Here is a 13,810-nt window from a genome sequence, read left to right as displayed (position 1 = left end):
CCCGAAGCGGGGGGGCAGGCGGTATTACAGCAGCAAACCCACCTGTAACCGCTTCGGTAACCGTCGCACCACCAGCTGGTGCGAACGCTGCAGCAAGTCACGCAATTCGTCCCGGCCCATGGGGTAGGGCGGCGCCATGCTGATCCAGCGTGCCCGTGCCAGGTAAGGCGCAGGTCGCACTCCAGGGCGGTCGCAATAGCCGAGAAACAAATCGTCGGCCACCTTGAACGACAGCCCTGCGCCGGCCAGGTCGAGTACCGCGAACATCTTGTTGCCGGCCACCGAGAAAACCCGGATACCGCCCCACTTGTAGTCTTCCTGGGCACCCGGCAGCTCCAGGCAGAATGCCGCTACTTCGGCTTCGCTCATGTTCGCGTTCATACGTATCGCTCCCCACACGCCTCGAATGATGCCGCCAGATGGTCGATCCACACCCGTACAGCCGGCAACAGGCCGCGCCGGTGCGGGTACACCGCCTGCAGGTAGCCACCTGGCAGCGACCACTCAGGCAGCAGGCGTACCAGCTCGCCGCGTTCCAGCTCCGCCTCGCAAAACATGCTGGGTAATGCAGTAAAGCCCAAGCCAGCCCGTACAGCGGCATTACGTACTACGAAATCGTCGATCGCCAGGCGTGGCTCCAGGGCCAGGTCCTGTTGCTTGCCGTTGGGGCCCAGCAGGCGAAAGTGCACCAGCCGGTCTGCCTCGGCGGCGCCCAGTACCGGCAACGTCGCCAGTTCGGCAGGGTCGCGGATGTGGTCGGCGAAGCCCGGGGCGGCAACCAGCTGCATTTGCGCCTGGCGCAGGCGGCGGGTGACCAAGGCCGGGTCTTCATCGCCCAGGTCGCGCACGCGCAGGGCAACGTCGATACCTTCGGAAATCAGGTCCACCCGGCGGTTGAGCAGTACCATGTCCAACTGCACCAGCGGGTACTGCTCGAGAAAGCGGCTGATCACCTGCGGCAGAAACGCGTGGGCCAGCGCCACGGGGCAGGACACACGCAAGCGCCCGCGTGGTTCGCTGCTCATGCTGGCCACCGTTTCATCGGCAGCTTCGGCCTCCAGCAGCATGGCCTGGCAGTGATGCAGATAGCGCTCGCCCACTGCGGTGAGTTTCAACTGCCGGGTGGTGCGCTGCAGCAGGCGGGTGCCCAGGCGCTCTTCGAGCTCGGCGATGCGCCGGGACAAGCGTGACTTGGGAATGCCCAGCTGGCGCCCCGCTGCAGCAAAACCGCCGGCTTCCACTACGCGGGCGAAATAGAAAAGGTCATTGAGGTCTTGCATGAACAGGTCTCATTGTTCCACTCATGAGACAAACTAACGCATTTTCTGCGGCTTATCAGTCATTAATCACTCCGGTAGGATTCTACCCATCGTGATCGCCAAGTGATGCGGTCTTCATTCACAGGAGAGTCCCATGAAACTGTTGCACATCGATTCGAGCATCCTGGGTGACAATTCCGCATCCCGCCAGTTGAGCCGCGAGGTGGTCGAAGCCTGGAAAGCCGCAGACCCCAGCGTTGAAGTGGTGTACCGCGACCTGGCTGCCGATGCCATTGCACACTTCTCTGCTGCCACGCTGGTAGCCGCTGGCACCCCGGAAGATGTACGCGACGCCGCCCAGGCATTCGAGGCCAAGCTCAGCGCCGAGACCCTGGAAGAATTCCTGGCCGCCGATGCCGTGGTGATAGGCGCGCCGATGTACAACTTCAGCGTGCCGACCCAGCTCAAGGCCTGGATCGACCGCGTTGCGGTGGCCGGCAAGACCTTCCGCTACACCGAGGCGGGCCCTGAGGGGCTTTGCGGTAACAAGAAAGTAGTGCTGGTTTCCACCGCGGGTGGCCTGCACGCTGGCCAGCCAACGGGTGCTGGGCATGAAGACTTCCTCAAGGTGTTCCTGGGCTTCATTGGTGTCACCGACCTGGAAATCGTGCGCGCTCACGGCTTGGCCTACGGCCCGGAGCAGCGTACACAGGCGCTTGACGCCGCACAGGCGCAGATCGCCAATGAGCTGTTTGCAGCGGCTTGATGCACAGCGATAAGGTTTGCAAGGCTGAGGTGCCGGCAAGTCCGCGCTGCTGATCGTGCCCTGCTCAAGGGTACTGGAAACCCGCGAATACGCAGTGTTCGCGGGTTTTCTGCGTTATGCATCAACGTTACAGGTTGACGCAACAGTCGGACTGTTGCGCCAGCCTAGGCCACAACTGTGCTGGTCCTCTTCAGAGTTATAGCCTTATGCTGTAACGAAATATGTCTAGAACGCCTGAAGAAGGAAGCTGCCGTGCCGCTCAAGGACCTACTCATCGCCCTGGTGGTGATTGTTGCCTGGGGAGTAAACTTTGTAGTCATCAAGGTTGGCCTCGACGGCTTGCCGCCGATGCTGTTGGGGGCACTGCGCTTTTTGCTGGTGGCGTTTCCCGCGGTGTTGCTGGTCAGGCGCCCCAAATTGCCCTGGCGCTGGCTCATCGCCTACGGCGCAACCATTTCTCTGGGCCAGTTCGCCTTTCTCTTCCAGGCCATGTACAGCGGCATGCCACCAGGGCTGGCTTCGCTGATTCTGCAATCGCAGGCATTCTTCACGCTCGGCTTCGCCGCGCTGTTCCTCGGTGAACGGCTGCGCCTGGCCAGTGTGCTGGGGCTAATGGTGGCGGCCAGTGGCCTGGCCCTGATCGGCAGCGAAGACGGTGGCCACGTGCCGATGGTGGCGCTGCTGCTGACATTGTGCGGCGGTGCCATGTGGGGGCTGGGCAACATCATTACCCGGCGCTTTGGCTCGGTCGACCTGGTGGCGCTGGTGATCTGGGGTGGTTTGATCCCGCCGTTGCCGTTCCTGGCGTTGTCCTGGTGGCTGGAAGGCCCAGAGCGTATTGGCCATGCGCTTGCCAACATCAGCCTCAGCTCGGTGCTGGCGCTGGCATACCTGGCTTTTGTCGCCACCATGATCGGCTACAGCCTGTGGAGCAAGCTGTTGTCGCGCCACCCGGCCGGTAAGGTCGCGCCTTTTTCGCTGCTGGTGCCGGTGATCGGCTTGAGTTCGTCGGCATTGCTGCTGGGCGAACGACTGACCGCAATTCAGGGCTGGGGCGCCGTGTTGGTGATGGCCGGGCTGCTGGTGAACGTATTCGGCGCGCGGATCGGCCAGCGCTTGCGTGCGGCCAGCGCCTGACAGGAGGTTAGTGGGGGGCGTGGTGACGGCTGAAGCGTTGACCGGGTGGTAAGGCCCCATTGCCGGTTGCTCAGGTGCGGCTCTGTTAGACTCGGCCTCATTGTTCGAGACCAGGCCAACGGAGCGTTTGCATGATCATTTCCACTACCAGTCAACTTGAAGGCCGCCCGATTGCCGAATACCTCGGCGTGGTCAGCGCCGAATCGGTCCAGGGCATCAATTTCGTCCGCGATTTCTTTACCCGTGTTCGCGACGTGCTGGGTGGTCGCTCGCAGACCCTGGAAAGCGCACTGCGCGAGGCCCGCGAGCAGGCCACCGAAGAGCTGAAGGCGCGCGCCCAGCAGTTGCGAGCCGACGCGGTAGTCGGTGTGGATTACGAGATCAGCATGCCTTCGGTACAAGGCGGCATGGTCGTCGTGTTTGTCACCGGCACCGCAGTGCGCCTGCGCTGAAGGCCGGTTTGCCACTGGTCGGCTGCCTGGGTTTTGCCCGACTGGTCTGTAAATGACCGGCTAGTCTCACTTTTACAGGCCGCGTCACTTGGCAACTTTTCTGGTTGCCGGCGCGTTGCCGCTGAGGGAGACAGGGCATGAGCGAATCTTTTTTCGAAGACCTTAACGATGCGTTTCCGATCAACAGCCAGGTGCGTTGCGGCCAGGCGGCATTCCGGCTGGGGTTCGCCCACATGACCCTGGATGATTCCGAGCAGCTTCAGCCTGCCCATCTGCAGCGCAGCAAAAAGGGCCGCTTCATGCCGCGGGTGCCGCTGAAGAAGTAACCCCACACTGTCCGACGGCGGACTTTTTATGGTCATTCGTTGACCCGCCTCATGAAATGATTGGGTAACACTCGCCGGATCGCCAAGCCTGTGCTTTGCTGACGCCACATTCGAGCAACGGAGGACTGGATGCACATGCGCGTCAGGGAAGAGACTTATTGGCACTGGGCGGACGCCCAACTACACAGCCGCAGCCACGACGAAGCGCTCAGCGATGGCACCACACTGGATGTGCAGGTGCGCTTGTCGCGCCTGGGCGCAACGCAATTGTTCCTGGGGTTGTATGCCGGGGATGGGCGGGCGCTGGTGGAAGAGTACTACCCCGCGCGGCCGGGCGAGACCATGACCCGTGCCATGGTTTGGGGTGTCGACCGCGCCAGGGCCATGGCGACAGGGGCATTGCCGTTGCCGCCAGCCCGCCGCCAGCGGCGCCAGGCATGAAAAAAGCCCGGCCTGTTCAGGCCGGGCTTTGCTAACGGTGGCAACCTCAATTGAGCGGTTCGATCACCTTGACTGCCTGCTGCTCACGGGCAGCGGGCCATTCCTGTTGCAGGGTCTGCAGCACACGGCCAACGAACTCGGTGTCGGCGGCGGCCTTCTTGCCAACGTAGCCTTGGCCACGACGGTAGACCTTGAAGCGGGCACGCATGCTGGGCAGGTGCTCTTCAAATTCAGCTTCGACGGTATTCGGTGGCAGGCGATCGAGGCGCACTTCACCGGTTTGGCTGACCCACAGCAGGTGGTCGTCGAGGCTGTCTTTGCGGCCGGCGAACAGCTGGGCCAATTGGTCGATGGTCGGATTGTTGTTCAAGTTCATCATAAAGCCCCCATTACCCATTCGTAGGTGATTTTCACAGTTGGCGCTACCACGGTGTAGCGCACTACCAACGCTGCTACAGCAGCATCGCAACAGGGGCTTTCTCACGCTGCCTTTTGGACAGTTTCCCGCTCCACGAACGGCCCGCGTTACCGCGCAGACCGTCTGGAATACCCTTGCCACCGCCCCCGATCAGGGGGACGGCTTCATCATGCACAAGGGCGATGAACGGCGTCAACCATTTTGTAGTGAATATTTTTTTTCACTACATAGTGTCGATTTGTTCGACAATCCGCGGCCTTTCTACAGGCCGGAAAGGATCGCAAAGGCGGCACGGACCCGGGCCTCATTGGGGTAATTGCGGTTGGCCAGCAACACCACCGCCAGCTGTTCGGCGGGCACGAACGCAGCGTAGGCACCAAAGCCATTGGTGGAGCCGGTCTTGTTGTACCAGGCCGCAGGCAGCGCCGGCTGGGCTGGCTGCAAGCGCGTGACTGGCTGTGGTTCACGGATCAGCCTTGGGCTGTTGCCATCGACCAGCGTGTCCAGTGCGACCGGGTAGGGGTAGCGCTCCCAACCCAGGCCCTGGGTCATGGCGCCGACCTGAAAGTAGCCTTGGCGGGTAATGCTCAAGGCTTGCTGCAGCGTTGGTGGCAGGCCCTGCGGTTGCAGGTGCAGGCGCACGTAGCGCAGCAGGTCGCGGGCGCTGGTCTTGATCCCGTAGGCTTCGTCGGCATAGGGGCCGGGGCCGACGCGTACCGGCTTGTCGGCGGCATCGTAACCTTGTGCGTACAGGCCTTGGGCGCTGGCGGGCACCTGCAGATAGGTGGCGCGCAGGCCCATCGGTGCCAACAGCCCTTCGCTCATCAGTGTCGAAAACGATTGCTGTTGTGCGCGGGCGGCCAGGTCGCCGAACAGGCCCAGGCTAGGGTTGGAGTAGCAGCGCTGGGTGCCGGGTTTGGCGCGTGGTTGCCAGTGCCGGAAGAAATCGACGACCTGCTGCGGCGTCTGGACGTCATCCGGGAACTGCAGCGGCAGGCAGTCCGCGCTGTAGGCACCGAGGTCGCGAACGGACGCCTCGCCAATAGGGGCGCCTGCCAACGCCGGGTGGTAACGCTTGGCCGGCGCCGACAGGTCCAGCTTGCCCTGCGCGCTGGCCAGCGCGGCCAAGGTGGCGGTATAGGTCTTGCTCAACGAGCCGATTTCGAACAGCGTGTCGCGGCTTACCGGCACGCTGTCGGCCTTGCTGGCCACGCCATAACTGAAATAGTGCGCATGGCCGTGGGCATAAATGGCCACCGCCATGCCGCTGATGCCTTGCTCCTGCATCAGCGGGCGGACGACCTGGTCGACCTTGGCCTGCAACGGGTCGTGAGCCTGGGCGGTGGTATGGCCCAGGGCAAGCGTGATGGTGGTGGCAATCAAAGCCTTGCGCAAGCGCGGCATGGGCGGTTCCTTGTGTGCATGGTGTCCGTTGAGCGATACCCCAGGGGGTTCCGGCGTTAGCGCTGAAAAGCCGGAAACCTTATCGTCTGCCCTTGCACAATGACAAGACGGGAGCCGTGATGAAGTATTTGCGCATGCTGTTCGACAATTTCACCCTGGCCTTGCTCGGGGTGGTCTGCATTGCCACCGTATTGCCTTGTTCGGGCGACGGCGCGATGTACTTCGGCTGGCTGACCAACCTTGCCATCGGCCTGCTGTTCTTCCTGCACGGTGCCAAGCTGTCGCGTGAGGCGATCATCGCAGGCGCCGGGCATTGGCGCCTGCACCTGCTGGTGTTCTCCTGCACGTTCGTGCTGTTCCCGCTGCTGGGGTTGGCGTTCAAGCCGCTGTTCGTGCCACTTGTAGGCAATGAGCTGTACCTGGGTGTGCTGTACCTGTGCGCCTTGCCCGCAACCGTGCAGTCGGCCATTGCCTTCACTTCGCTGGCCCGCGGCAACGTGCCGGCGGCCATCTGCAGTGCGGCGGCGTCCAGCCTGCTGGGTATCTTCCTCACCCCATTGCTGGTGGTGATGTTGCTGGGCGCCAGTGGCGATACTGGCTCCGGCCTGGATGCGGTCCTCAAGATCACCTTGCAACTGCTGGTGCCATTCGTGGCCGGGCAGATCGCGCGGCGCTGGATTGGCGCCTGGGTAAAGCGCAATGCCCGCTGGCTCAAGGTGGTCGACCAGGGGTCGATTCTGCTGGTGGTGTATACCGCCTTCAGCGAGGCAGTGGTGACCGGCCTGTGGCACACGGTTTCGTCGCAGCACCTGGCGGGGTTGTTCGCGGTATGCGGCATTCTGCTGGCGGTGGTGTTGTTCGCTACCCGCTTGTTGGGCAAGGCGCTGGGCTTCGACCTCGAGGACCGTATCACCATCCTGTTCGCCGGCTCGAAGAAAAGCCTGGCCACCGGCGTACCCATGGCGCAGGTGCTGTTCGTGGGCAGTGGCATTGGCGCGATGATCCTGCCGCTGATGCTGTTCCACCAGATCCAGTTGATGGTGTGCGCGGTGCTGGCGCAGCGTTATGCCAGCCGTGAGCAAGGTTTGCCAGAGGCTCTGGCAGGCGCTGAACGTGCTGCGGCGGGCCCCCGCCAACCCCCAGCCAACCCGTGATCAGTCGCCCTCCAGCGCGCGTTCGACAAACGCGCGGCTGGCGCCAAGCACCTGGCCTTGCACGCTTTCGCTGACCAGCATGCGGCCAACCAGCAGCGCGCCCACGCACTGACTGATCAATACCCAGGCCAACTGCTCATCCTCCAGGGTGGCGCTCCAGGCCTGGTGCAGCTGCAGTAACCAGTGCTCGGCCACTTCCCGCACAGGCGTGTCAGCGCGGGCTATCTCCACCCCTAGCGGCGGCAACGGGCAACCCTGCTCGGCGTTGTGCAGGTGCGCCAGGCTAAGGTATTGCTGCAGGCAGCGGGCCAGGCGCTCGCGGCTGGCACCTTGGTTGGCCAGCCGGGCGAGTGGGCTGTTGCAGAGTTCCTGCCGGACCACCTCGGTGAACAGGTCATCCTTGGACGGAAAGTGGTTGTAGAACGCCCCCCCGGTCAGGCCAATGGCTTTCATCAAGCCGGCAACGCCCGTGCTGGCAAAGCCCCCACGCTTGGCCAGCGCACCGCTGCTGGCGAGCAAGCGTTCACGGGTTTGCTGCTTGTGTTCGTTTGGGTAGCGCATGGGCGTGCCTCTGCAAGACGGCTTGACGAAAGCCGGCATCGTAGCATAGCGTTCGTTTACTAAACGATCATTTACCAATGGGTGCAGGCATGTCGGAACAACAAAAAGTCGTGCTGGTGATTGGTGCGGGGGATGCCACCGGCGGCGAGATTGCCAAGCGTTTTGCCCGCGAGGGCTATATCGCCTGTGTCACCCGGCGCCAGGCTGACAAGCTGCAGCCGTTGCTGGAAGAAATACGCGCTGCCGGTGGCCAGGCCTACGGGTTCGGCTCCGATGCGCGCAAGGAAGACGACGTGGCGGAACTGGTCGAAACCATCGAGCGCGATATCGGCCCGATCGAAGCCTTTGTGTTCAACATTGGCGCCAATGTGCCATGCAGCATTCTGGACGAAACCCCACGCAAGTATTTCAAGATCTGGGAAATGGCTTGCTTCGCCGGCTTTCTGACTGCCCAGGCGGTAGCGCGGCGCATGGTCCGGCGCGAGCGCGGCACGCTGCTGTTCACTGGCGCCACCGCCGCAACCCGTGGCGCGGCCGGTTTTGCCGCCTTCGCCGGCGCCAAGCATGGCTTGCGCGCATTGGCCCAGAGCATGGCCCGCGAGTTGGGGCCGCGCAATATTCATGTCGCCCATGTGGTGGTGGACGGGGCCATCGACACTGCCTTCATTCGCGACAGCTTCCCCGAGCGCTACGCCCTCAAGGGTGAGGGTGGCATCCTGAACCCTGCACACATCGCCGACAGCTATTGGTTCCTGCACGCCCAGCCCCGCGACGCGTGGACCTTCGAGCTGGACCTGCGGCCCTGGATGGAAGGCTGGTAAACCCTTTTCCCTGTAAGGACATGACCATGCACAAGCACGTCGATTTCTACTTTGACCTGGGTAGCCCAGCCAGTTACCTGGCCTGGACCCAGCTGCCGGCGCTATGCGCCTGCCACGGGGCAACGCTGCACTACCGGCCAATGCTCCTGGGCGGCGTATTCCAGGCCACGGGCAACGCTTCGCCAGCGATGATCCCCGCCAAAGGGCGCTATATGTTCAACGACCTGGCGCGCTTTGCCGCCCGCTACGGGGTGCCGTTTGGGCTGCCACCGGGTTTTCCGGTCAATACGCTGCACTTGATGCGAGGCGTCATGGGTACGCAGTTACGCGCGCCGGAGCGTTTCGAGGGGCTGCTGGCGGTGTTGTTCAAGGGTTTGTTTGCCCAGCAGCGCAACCTGAGCGATGTGGCGGTACTGGACGCCACCCTGGTTGAAGGCGGCTTTGACCCACACGCGTTTCACGCACTGGCAGCAGATGACGAAATCAAGGCAGCACTGCGGCAGGCGACCGAGGTGGCGGTGCAGCGGGGGGTATTTGGTGCGCCGACGTGCTTTGTCGGCGAAGACATGTTCTTCGGTCAGGACCGCCTGGACTTCGTCGAGGCAGCGCTGCAGCAGGGGGCGAGCAGCCTTTCCAGCTGAGTGCGTTCCCACTGGCTGAGCAGATCGCAGGGGTTGCTGCCATACCGTTGCCAGGCATCGAGCCCCGCCTGCGCCCCGCACGGGGCCGTGCAGTGGATGCACTGGGCAAGGCCCTCGCTGTCCAGCGCGAGGGTCAGTTGCCAGCCGTCGACGATCACGTCCACCAGGGCGTGGTCATGGCGCTGGGCTATCGACAGGGTATGGACACCGAGCGCTGCGTCACGCAGGCGTTGATAGACCACCCGGCTGTTCATGCCGTCAGAAGTTCGCCGGGGTATTGGCGCTGATGATCTCGGCCTCGTCCGGGCCGATGTTCTTGAAGCTGTGCGGCAGGGTGGTGGGGATGTAGTAGCCATCACCCGAGTTGAGCACGCTGACCTGGCCGTCGACCCACAGCTCCACGGTCCCCCGCGTGACCAGCCCGCATTCTTCGCCTTCGGCATGCACGATCGGTTCGCCGGAGTCTGCGCCCGGCGCGTACAGCTCACGCAACATGCGCATCTGCCGGCCTTCGACACTGGCACCGACCAACAGCATGCGCAGGCCGTTACGGCCCAGGTCTGGCTGTTCGCCGCCGCGGAACACATAGCGCTCTTCACGTACCGGCTCGTCGAAGCTGAAAAACTCCGCCAGGCTCATGGGAATGCCTTCGAGGAGCTTTTTCAAGGAGCTGACCGAAGGGCTCACGCGGTTCTGTTCGATCTGCGAGATCGTCGAGTTGGTCAGCCCGCTACGACGGGCCAATTCCCGTTGGGAGAGGTTGTTGCGTTCCCGCACCAGTTTGAGTCGCGTCCCCGTGTCCATAGCCGCCTTGTAATCAGAGGTGTTTAAAATAACGAGCGATGCGCATTAAAACATACTCTGCTGCGTTGCGCGCTGTGCTTCTCAACGCCTTTGTTCACGCGGGATTGGCCACAGCCCGACCAGCAACAACAGCGTTGCCACGGCCAGGAATGGCAAGCGCGGGTCCACGGCATAGACCAAGGTCCCGGCCAGCGGGCCGATGACCGCGCCCATGCCCTGGGCTGCACCTATGGAGCCGGCCGTGGCGCCTTGCTCGCTGGCCTGCATGGCATTGGCGGCCAGGGCCGAAAACGCCGGGAATACAAAACCCATGCCCGCCGCCGCCACAAAGTAGCAGGCCCATAGCCAAGGGGCCGTGGTCGCCAACGCGCCGCTGGCAAAGCCCAGCGCCGAAACCGTGGCACCGACCCGGATCATCTTCAGCGGTGGCCACTGCAGCTGGCGCAGCAGGACCTGGGCCAGCATCAGCGCCACACCCACGGTGGTGAGGGCAATGCCGGCAGCCTGGGCGGCCTGGGCTGGCCCCAGGTGCAGGCGGTCAAGGGCGAAGAAGCCGACGGTGATCTGCGACACGGTCACACTCAGCATGGCGCTGAATGCCACCAGCAACGGCCGGCGCAGGCGGGGGTCGTTGAGCCTGACCGGGGTGGGCGCGTGGCTGTGTGCAAGCGCCTGTGGCTTCAGGGCCAACAGCAGCACCACGAAGGCACTGGCAGGGAGCAGCGACATGACCAGAAACGGCAGGCTCAGGCTATGCCGCGCCAGCAGCGCTGCCAGGGCTGGGCCGACCACCAGGCCCGCTGCTGCGGCCCGACATGGTCGGCGATCAGGGCGTTGCAGCCGACCGGAATGGCGGCATAGAAGGCACCGATGCAAGCGCGGGCGACCATCAGGCCGATGAAGGCCATTGTTGCACCTGGCATCCAGCGCAGTGCACCTTCGACAAACAGGCACAACAGCCAGTAGGCCAGGGTGAAACCCGCGCTACCCAGCAGCAATACGCGCCGACGGCCAAGGCGGTCAGCTGCGCGGCCCCAAGGGCGGGCCAGCAATACCCAGACCACGCCGGCCACGGTAATGGCGGCGCCGGCTTGCCAGGTGGCCATGCCCAACTGGCGGGCGATCGGGCCGATCAAGGCGACGAAGGCCATCATCGACATCGTACAGGCCATGTTGGCCAGCAGCAGCGGGCGTAGATCGAGGGTGCTGGCTGGGCTGAGCGTTGCAGGATCCTTTGCGAGGGTCATGGGGTTTCCAGGGCAGTAGGGCCGGTGACAGCCGGTCATTGATGGAGGTCGACCGCCCTGGGCTGCCTCAGGTCATTGATTGCGGCGCAGGGGGCCAGGCCACATGCTACGCAACACGCCGTCGCGGCGCACCCAGGCATGCATCAGCGCCGCACCGACATGCACCAATACGGTGGCGAACAGCAAGTAGCCTGCCCAGCCGTGGGCCTGGCGCAGCACGGCATACAGCTGCAGGTTGTGCGGCGCGATCGCGGGCAGGCCCAGCGGGCGCGGGTAGTCGCCGGCAGACAGCATGGCCCAGCCCAGCAGCGGCATCGCCAGCATCAGGCCATAAAGCGCCAGGTGCGATGCGCCGGCAGCCCAGCGCTGCACGGTTGGCAGGTCTGCAGGCAGCGGCGGGTGGGGGACGGCCAGGCGCACGCCAATACGCAGCACGACCAGCACCAGCAACGCCAGGCCGGTGGCCTTGTGCAGGCTGATCAGTACAGGGTGGCGCAACGACAGGTCGGCAACCATGGTCACGCCGATGAACAGCATGGCCAGGATCAGCACGGCCATCAACCAATGCAGCGCGCGGGCAAGGGGGTGGAAGGCTTCGGGCTTCATGGGCGGGCTCCGGTGCCGAGCGATTCACGGCTGCGGCGGTTGAAAGATTCCGAATAGGCGGCGGAACGGGCGGCGAGGATCGGGTCGTCGGAGGCTTCGATACCTTGCGGCAGGATCAGGGGGTCGAAGTTGATGTCGCGGCAGGCCCCTTGTTCGGGCCCATCGACCTGCTCCAGCACCAGGGTGCCGGCGTCTACGCTGCGCCGCTCGACAGGCCAGGGGCGGGCCGGGTCATCCACCGCATCGCCCGGTTCCGCCAGCACCAGGCGCAGGGTCCAGCGCAACGGGCCTTGGGCCAGGCGCTGCTGCAAGTCGTGCTGGAGGAACAACTTGTCGTCGACCTGCCCAGGCAACGCGGCGAACGGCGCCTGTGGCTCCAACTGCCAGCGTACCGGGTGGGCCGCGCCGGCTGCGTCGATCAGGCGGAAGGCATTGATGCTGTGGTACTGCGTGCTGGCGAAGCTGTCACTGGGCTTGTAACTGGCCGCCCATTGACGAAACGCTGCGCTTTCCGGGTGCGCGGCGAAGAACGCCTGCAGCTTGGCCGGGTCGGGTTTGCCGGTGGCCTTGACCGGTGCGCTGGCCAGCACCTGCTCGTAGAACCCTTGGGGGTTGCTGACGGCAAGCACCGGCGGGTTGTTCATGCCGGTGCGCCAGACCTGGCCGTCATCGGTGCTCAACTCAATTGCCAGGCTGCGGACCGGTATGCTGGTGTCCGGGGCGAACGGGTTGGCCCCGCCGATGGCGAAACGGCCGATGACCGGCACCCGCGGCTGGCTGAATGCGCGTGCCGTGGACAGGCTGGCTGCCTGGCCGCTGGGCTGGAAGTAACCACTGACGCAAAGCCCCTTGGCGTGGTTCTTGCGGTAGCCGGGGTAGTGCCCGGCTTGGGCTTCGAAGGTGTCGATGATGCGTTGCGGGGTCAACTGCGGTTGGCCCAGCCAGCCAGCGGCATACGCGAAGCCGGCACCTGCGGCCAGCATCACGGCGCCGATGGCGGCCAGGCGCAGGGCCTTGGCCGGGCCGTGCAAAGGTGAGTTCATGGTGTGCGTCCGGTTCAGTGAAGGTGCCAGTACGACGGGGTAGCACGCCATTTATTCCCGCGGGGGAATAAAATAGGCCTGCACGCGTCTGCCCCTTACACTGACTGCCCCATAGGCCGGACCTGACCATGCACGACCTGGACAACCAGCAGTGGCGCGAACTGCTCGCCCGCTTGCGCCGCTTTGCCGTATGGCTGACCCGTGAACCGGGCAGCGCCGACGACCTGGTGCAGGCTACCGTCGAGCGCGCGCTGAGCCGACGAGACCAGCAACGCGACGCGCAGGCGCTGCGTGCCTGGCTGTTCACCATCCTTTATCGCTTGTACCTGGACGGCAAACGCCGCGAGCGCCTGCATGCGCGCTGGCTGTCCTGGTTCGGCCGTGCCGAGCGCGATGACGAACCCGTTGGTGACAACCTTGAAGCGATCATCCTGGCCCAGGCCGACTTGCAAGCGTTTTCCCGGCTGAGTGCCGAGCAGCGTGCCTTGCTGCTGCTGGTCAGCGTCGAGGGCCTGAGCTACAAGGAGGCCGCCCAGGCCTTGGGCATTCCTATCGGCACGGTAATGTCGCGCCTGTCGCGGGCGCGCAATGCCTTGCGTGAACTGACCGAAGGCTCACCCCAGCCACCGGCCTTGCGGAGATTGAAATGACGCGCCTTATCCCCACCGAAGATGAACTGCACGCTTACGTCGACGAGCGCCTGGAGCCGGCGCGGCGCGCCGAGGTGCAG

At 64.1% G+C, this 13,810-nt stretch carries 18 protein-coding genes and 2 pseudogenes; 10 read left to right on the top strand and 10 right to left on the bottom strand.

Annotated features, from left to right (window positions below; genetic code table 11):
- Window positions 1–24: 24 nt before the first annotated feature.
- Window positions 25–369 carry an MmcQ/YjbR family DNA-binding protein gene (locus G1E_RS14250; RefSeq protein ID WP_009685444.1) on the bottom strand — a complete coding sequence of 115 codons (345 nt, stop codon included), beginning with the start codon at window positions 367–369 and terminating at the stop codon, window positions 25–27.
- An 8-nt stretch (window positions 370–377) separates the two neighbouring features.
- The gene (locus G1E_RS14245; protein ID WP_009685443.1) at window positions 378–1,280 is read right to left on the bottom strand and encodes a LysR substrate-binding domain-containing protein; all 903 of its coding nucleotides are present in this window, start codon (window positions 1,278–1,280) and stop codon (window positions 378–380) included.
- Between the two features lie 133 nt (window positions 1,281–1,413).
- On the opposite strand from G1E_RS14245, the gene G1E_RS14240 reads away from it, so the two are divergent.
- From G1E_RS14240 to G1E_RS14220, 5 genes are all read left to right on the top strand, one after another.
- Window positions 1,414–2,025 (top strand): FMN-dependent NADH-azoreductase, encoded by a 612-nt coding sequence (locus G1E_RS14240; protein WP_009685442.1) that lies wholly within the window; start codon window positions 1,414–1,416, stop codon window positions 2,023–2,025.
- Window positions 2,026–2,277: 252 nt separating this feature from the next.
- Entirely contained in the window at window positions 2,278–3,162 is an 885-nt protein-coding gene (locus G1E_RS14235) for an EamA family transporter (RefSeq protein ID WP_047149894.1), read from the top strand.
- A gap of 131 nt (window positions 3,163–3,293) precedes the next feature.
- On the top strand, window positions 3,294–3,614 hold the full coding sequence (locus G1E_RS14230) for a YbjQ family protein (protein WP_009685439.1): 321 nt from the start codon (window positions 3,294–3,296) through the stop codon (window positions 3,612–3,614).
- Window positions 3,615–3,751: 137 nt separating this feature from the next.
- Window positions 3,752–3,940 carry a hypothetical protein gene (locus tag G1E_RS14225; protein WP_003253897.1) on the top strand — a complete coding sequence of 63 codons (189 nt, stop codon included), beginning with the start codon at window positions 3,752–3,754 and terminating at the stop codon, window positions 3,938–3,940.
- Between the two features lie 129 nt (window positions 3,941–4,069).
- Window positions 4,070–4,381, top strand: coding sequence for a hypothetical protein (locus tag G1E_RS14220; RefSeq protein ID WP_009685438.1), 312 nt, complete (start codon window positions 4,070–4,072; stop codon window positions 4,379–4,381).
- 46 nt (window positions 4,382–4,427) lie between these two features.
- On the opposite strand, the gene G1E_RS14215 is transcribed toward G1E_RS14220, so the two are convergent.
- Window positions 4,428–4,760, bottom strand: a complete 333-nt coding sequence (locus G1E_RS14215) for a hypothetical protein (protein ID WP_029884829.1) — start codon at window positions 4,758–4,760, stop codon at window positions 4,428–4,430.
- Between the two features lie 300 nt (window positions 4,761–5,060).
- A complete protein-coding gene (ampC, locus tag G1E_RS14210; RefSeq protein ID WP_009685436.1) occupies window positions 5,061–6,203 on the bottom strand; it encodes a class C beta-lactamase in 1,143 nt (380 codons plus the stop codon).
- Between the two features lie 119 nt (window positions 6,204–6,322).
- On the opposite strand from ampC, the gene G1E_RS14205 reads away from it, so the two are divergent.
- A complete protein-coding gene (locus G1E_RS14205; protein WP_009685435.1) occupies window positions 6,323–7,357 on the top strand; it encodes a bile acid:sodium symporter family protein in 1,035 nt (344 codons plus the stop codon).
- On the opposite strand, the gene G1E_RS14200 is transcribed toward G1E_RS14205, so the two are convergent.
- Window positions 7,358–7,918 carry a TetR/AcrR family transcriptional regulator gene (locus tag G1E_RS14200; protein WP_009685434.1) on the bottom strand — a complete coding sequence of 187 codons (561 nt, stop codon included), beginning with the start codon at window positions 7,916–7,918 and terminating at the stop codon, window positions 7,358–7,360. It lies immediately after the preceding gene.
- Window positions 7,919–8,007: 89 nt separating this feature from the next.
- Between G1E_RS14200 and G1E_RS14195 the strand changes: the two genes are divergently transcribed.
- Entirely contained in the window at window positions 8,008–8,739 is a 732-nt protein-coding gene (locus G1E_RS14195) for an SDR family NAD(P)-dependent oxidoreductase (RefSeq protein WP_029884833.1), read from the top strand.
- Between the two features lie 26 nt (window positions 8,740–8,765).
- On the top strand, window positions 8,766–9,380 hold the full coding sequence (locus G1E_RS14190) for a 2-hydroxychromene-2-carboxylate isomerase (protein WP_009685431.1): 615 nt from the start codon (window positions 8,766–8,768) through the stop codon (window positions 9,378–9,380).
- Here G1E_RS14190 and G1E_RS14185 read toward each other — a convergent pair.
- The 5 genes and pseudogenes from G1E_RS14185 to G1E_RS14165 all read right to left on the bottom strand — a co-directional run bounded on the left by G1E_RS14185 (window position 9,317) and on the right by G1E_RS14165 (window position 13,080).
- The gene (locus G1E_RS14185; RefSeq protein ID WP_082437891.1) at window positions 9,317–9,634 is read right to left on the bottom strand and encodes a hypothetical protein; all 318 of its coding nucleotides are present in this window, start codon (window positions 9,632–9,634) and stop codon (window positions 9,317–9,319) included. The two genes, G1E_RS14190 and G1E_RS14185, sit on opposite strands and share 64 nt — an antisense overlap.
- A 4-nt stretch (window positions 9,635–9,638) precedes the next feature.
- On the bottom strand, window positions 9,639–10,184 hold the full coding sequence (locus tag G1E_RS14180) for a cupin domain-containing protein (protein ID WP_003248033.1): 546 nt from the start codon (window positions 10,182–10,184) through the stop codon (window positions 9,639–9,641).
- 81 nt (window positions 10,185–10,265) lie between these two features.
- Window positions 10,266–11,431: pseudogene (locus G1E_RS14175) on the bottom strand (MFS transporter).
- A gap of 72 nt (window positions 11,432–11,503) precedes the next feature.
- A complete protein-coding gene (locus G1E_RS14170) occupies window positions 11,504–12,037 on the bottom strand; it encodes a cytochrome b (RefSeq protein ID WP_009685430.1) in 534 nt (177 codons plus the stop codon).
- On the bottom strand, window positions 12,034–13,080 hold the full coding sequence (locus tag G1E_RS14165; RefSeq protein WP_009685429.1) for a catalase family peroxidase: 1,047 nt from the start codon (window positions 13,078–13,080) through the stop codon (window positions 12,034–12,036). The genes G1E_RS14170 and G1E_RS14165 overlap by 4 nt, the downstream gene beginning before the upstream one ends.
- 128 nt (window positions 13,081–13,208) lie before the next feature.
- Between G1E_RS14165 and G1E_RS14160 the strand changes: the two genes are divergently transcribed.
- Both G1E_RS14160 and G1E_RS28325 read left to right on the top strand, forming a co-directional pair.
- Window positions 13,209–13,730, top strand: a complete 522-nt coding sequence (locus tag G1E_RS14160; RefSeq protein WP_009685428.1) for a sigma-70 family RNA polymerase sigma factor — start codon at window positions 13,209–13,211, stop codon at window positions 13,728–13,730.
- Window positions 13,727–13,810: pseudogene (locus G1E_RS28325) on the top strand (anti-sigma factor); the annotation flags it as partial. The gene G1E_RS14160 and the pseudogene G1E_RS28325, both read left to right, overlap by 4 nt.

The organism is Pseudomonas sp. TJI-51 (assembly GCF_000190455.2).
In the GTDB taxonomy this organism is placed as follows: Bacteria; Pseudomonadota; Gammaproteobacteria; order Pseudomonadales; family Pseudomonadaceae; genus Aquipseudomonas; species Aquipseudomonas juntendi.
The sequence above is the reverse complement of the archived record's forward strand: the minus strand, read 5'-3'. Positions and strand labels throughout refer to the sequence as shown.

Coding starts and splice junctions, on each gene's coding strand:
- G1E_RS14240 (WP_009685442.1), top strand. CDS start 1,414: ATGAAACTGTTGCACATCGATTCGAGCATCCTGGGTGACAATTCCGCA.
- G1E_RS14200 (WP_009685434.1), bottom strand. CDS start 7,918: ATGCGCTACCCAAACGAACACAAGCAGCAAACCCGTGAACGCTTGCTC.
- G1E_RS14170 (WP_009685430.1), bottom strand. CDS start 12,037: ATGAAGCCCGAAGCCTTCCACCCCCTTGCCCGCGCGCTGCATTGGTTG.
- G1E_RS14215 (WP_029884829.1), bottom strand. CDS start 4,760: ATGATGAACTTGAACAACAATCCGACCATCGACCAATTGGCCCAGCTG.
- G1E_RS14250 (WP_009685444.1), bottom strand. CDS start 369: ATGAGCGAAGCCGAAGTAGCGGCATTCTGCCTGGAGCTGCCGGGTGCC.
- G1E_RS14195 (WP_029884833.1), top strand. CDS start 8,008: ATGTCGGAACAACAAAAAGTCGTGCTGGTGATTGGTGCGGGGGATGCC.
- G1E_RS14225 (WP_003253897.1), top strand. CDS start 3,752: ATGAGCGAATCTTTTTTCGAAGACCTTAACGATGCGTTTCCGATCAAC.
- G1E_RS14220 (WP_009685438.1), top strand. CDS start 4,070: ATGCACATGCGCGTCAGGGAAGAGACTTATTGGCACTGGGCGGACGCC.
- ampC (WP_009685436.1), bottom strand. CDS start 6,203: ATGCCGCGCTTGCGCAAGGCTTTGATTGCCACCACCATCACGCTTGCC.
- G1E_RS14245 (WP_009685443.1), bottom strand. CDS start 1,280: ATGCAAGACCTCAATGACCTTTTCTATTTCGCCCGCGTAGTGGAAGCC.
- G1E_RS14160 (WP_009685428.1), top strand. CDS start 13,209: ATGCACGACCTGGACAACCAGCAGTGGCGCGAACTGCTCGCCCGCTTG.
- G1E_RS14190 (WP_009685431.1), top strand. CDS start 8,766: ATGCACAAGCACGTCGATTTCTACTTTGACCTGGGTAGCCCAGCCAGT.
- G1E_RS14205 (WP_009685435.1), top strand. CDS start 6,323: ATGAAGTATTTGCGCATGCTGTTCGACAATTTCACCCTGGCCTTGCTC.
- G1E_RS14180 (WP_003248033.1), bottom strand. CDS start 10,184: ATGGACACGGGGACGCGACTCAAACTGGTGCGGGAACGCAACAACCTC.
- G1E_RS14230 (WP_009685439.1), top strand. CDS start 3,294: ATGATCATTTCCACTACCAGTCAACTTGAAGGCCGCCCGATTGCCGAA.
- G1E_RS14165 (WP_009685429.1), bottom strand. CDS start 13,080: ATGAACTCACCTTTGCACGGCCCGGCCAAGGCCCTGCGCCTGGCCGCC.
- G1E_RS14185 (WP_082437891.1), bottom strand. CDS start 9,634: ATGAACAGCCGGGTGGTCTATCAACGCCTGCGTGACGCAGCGCTCGGT.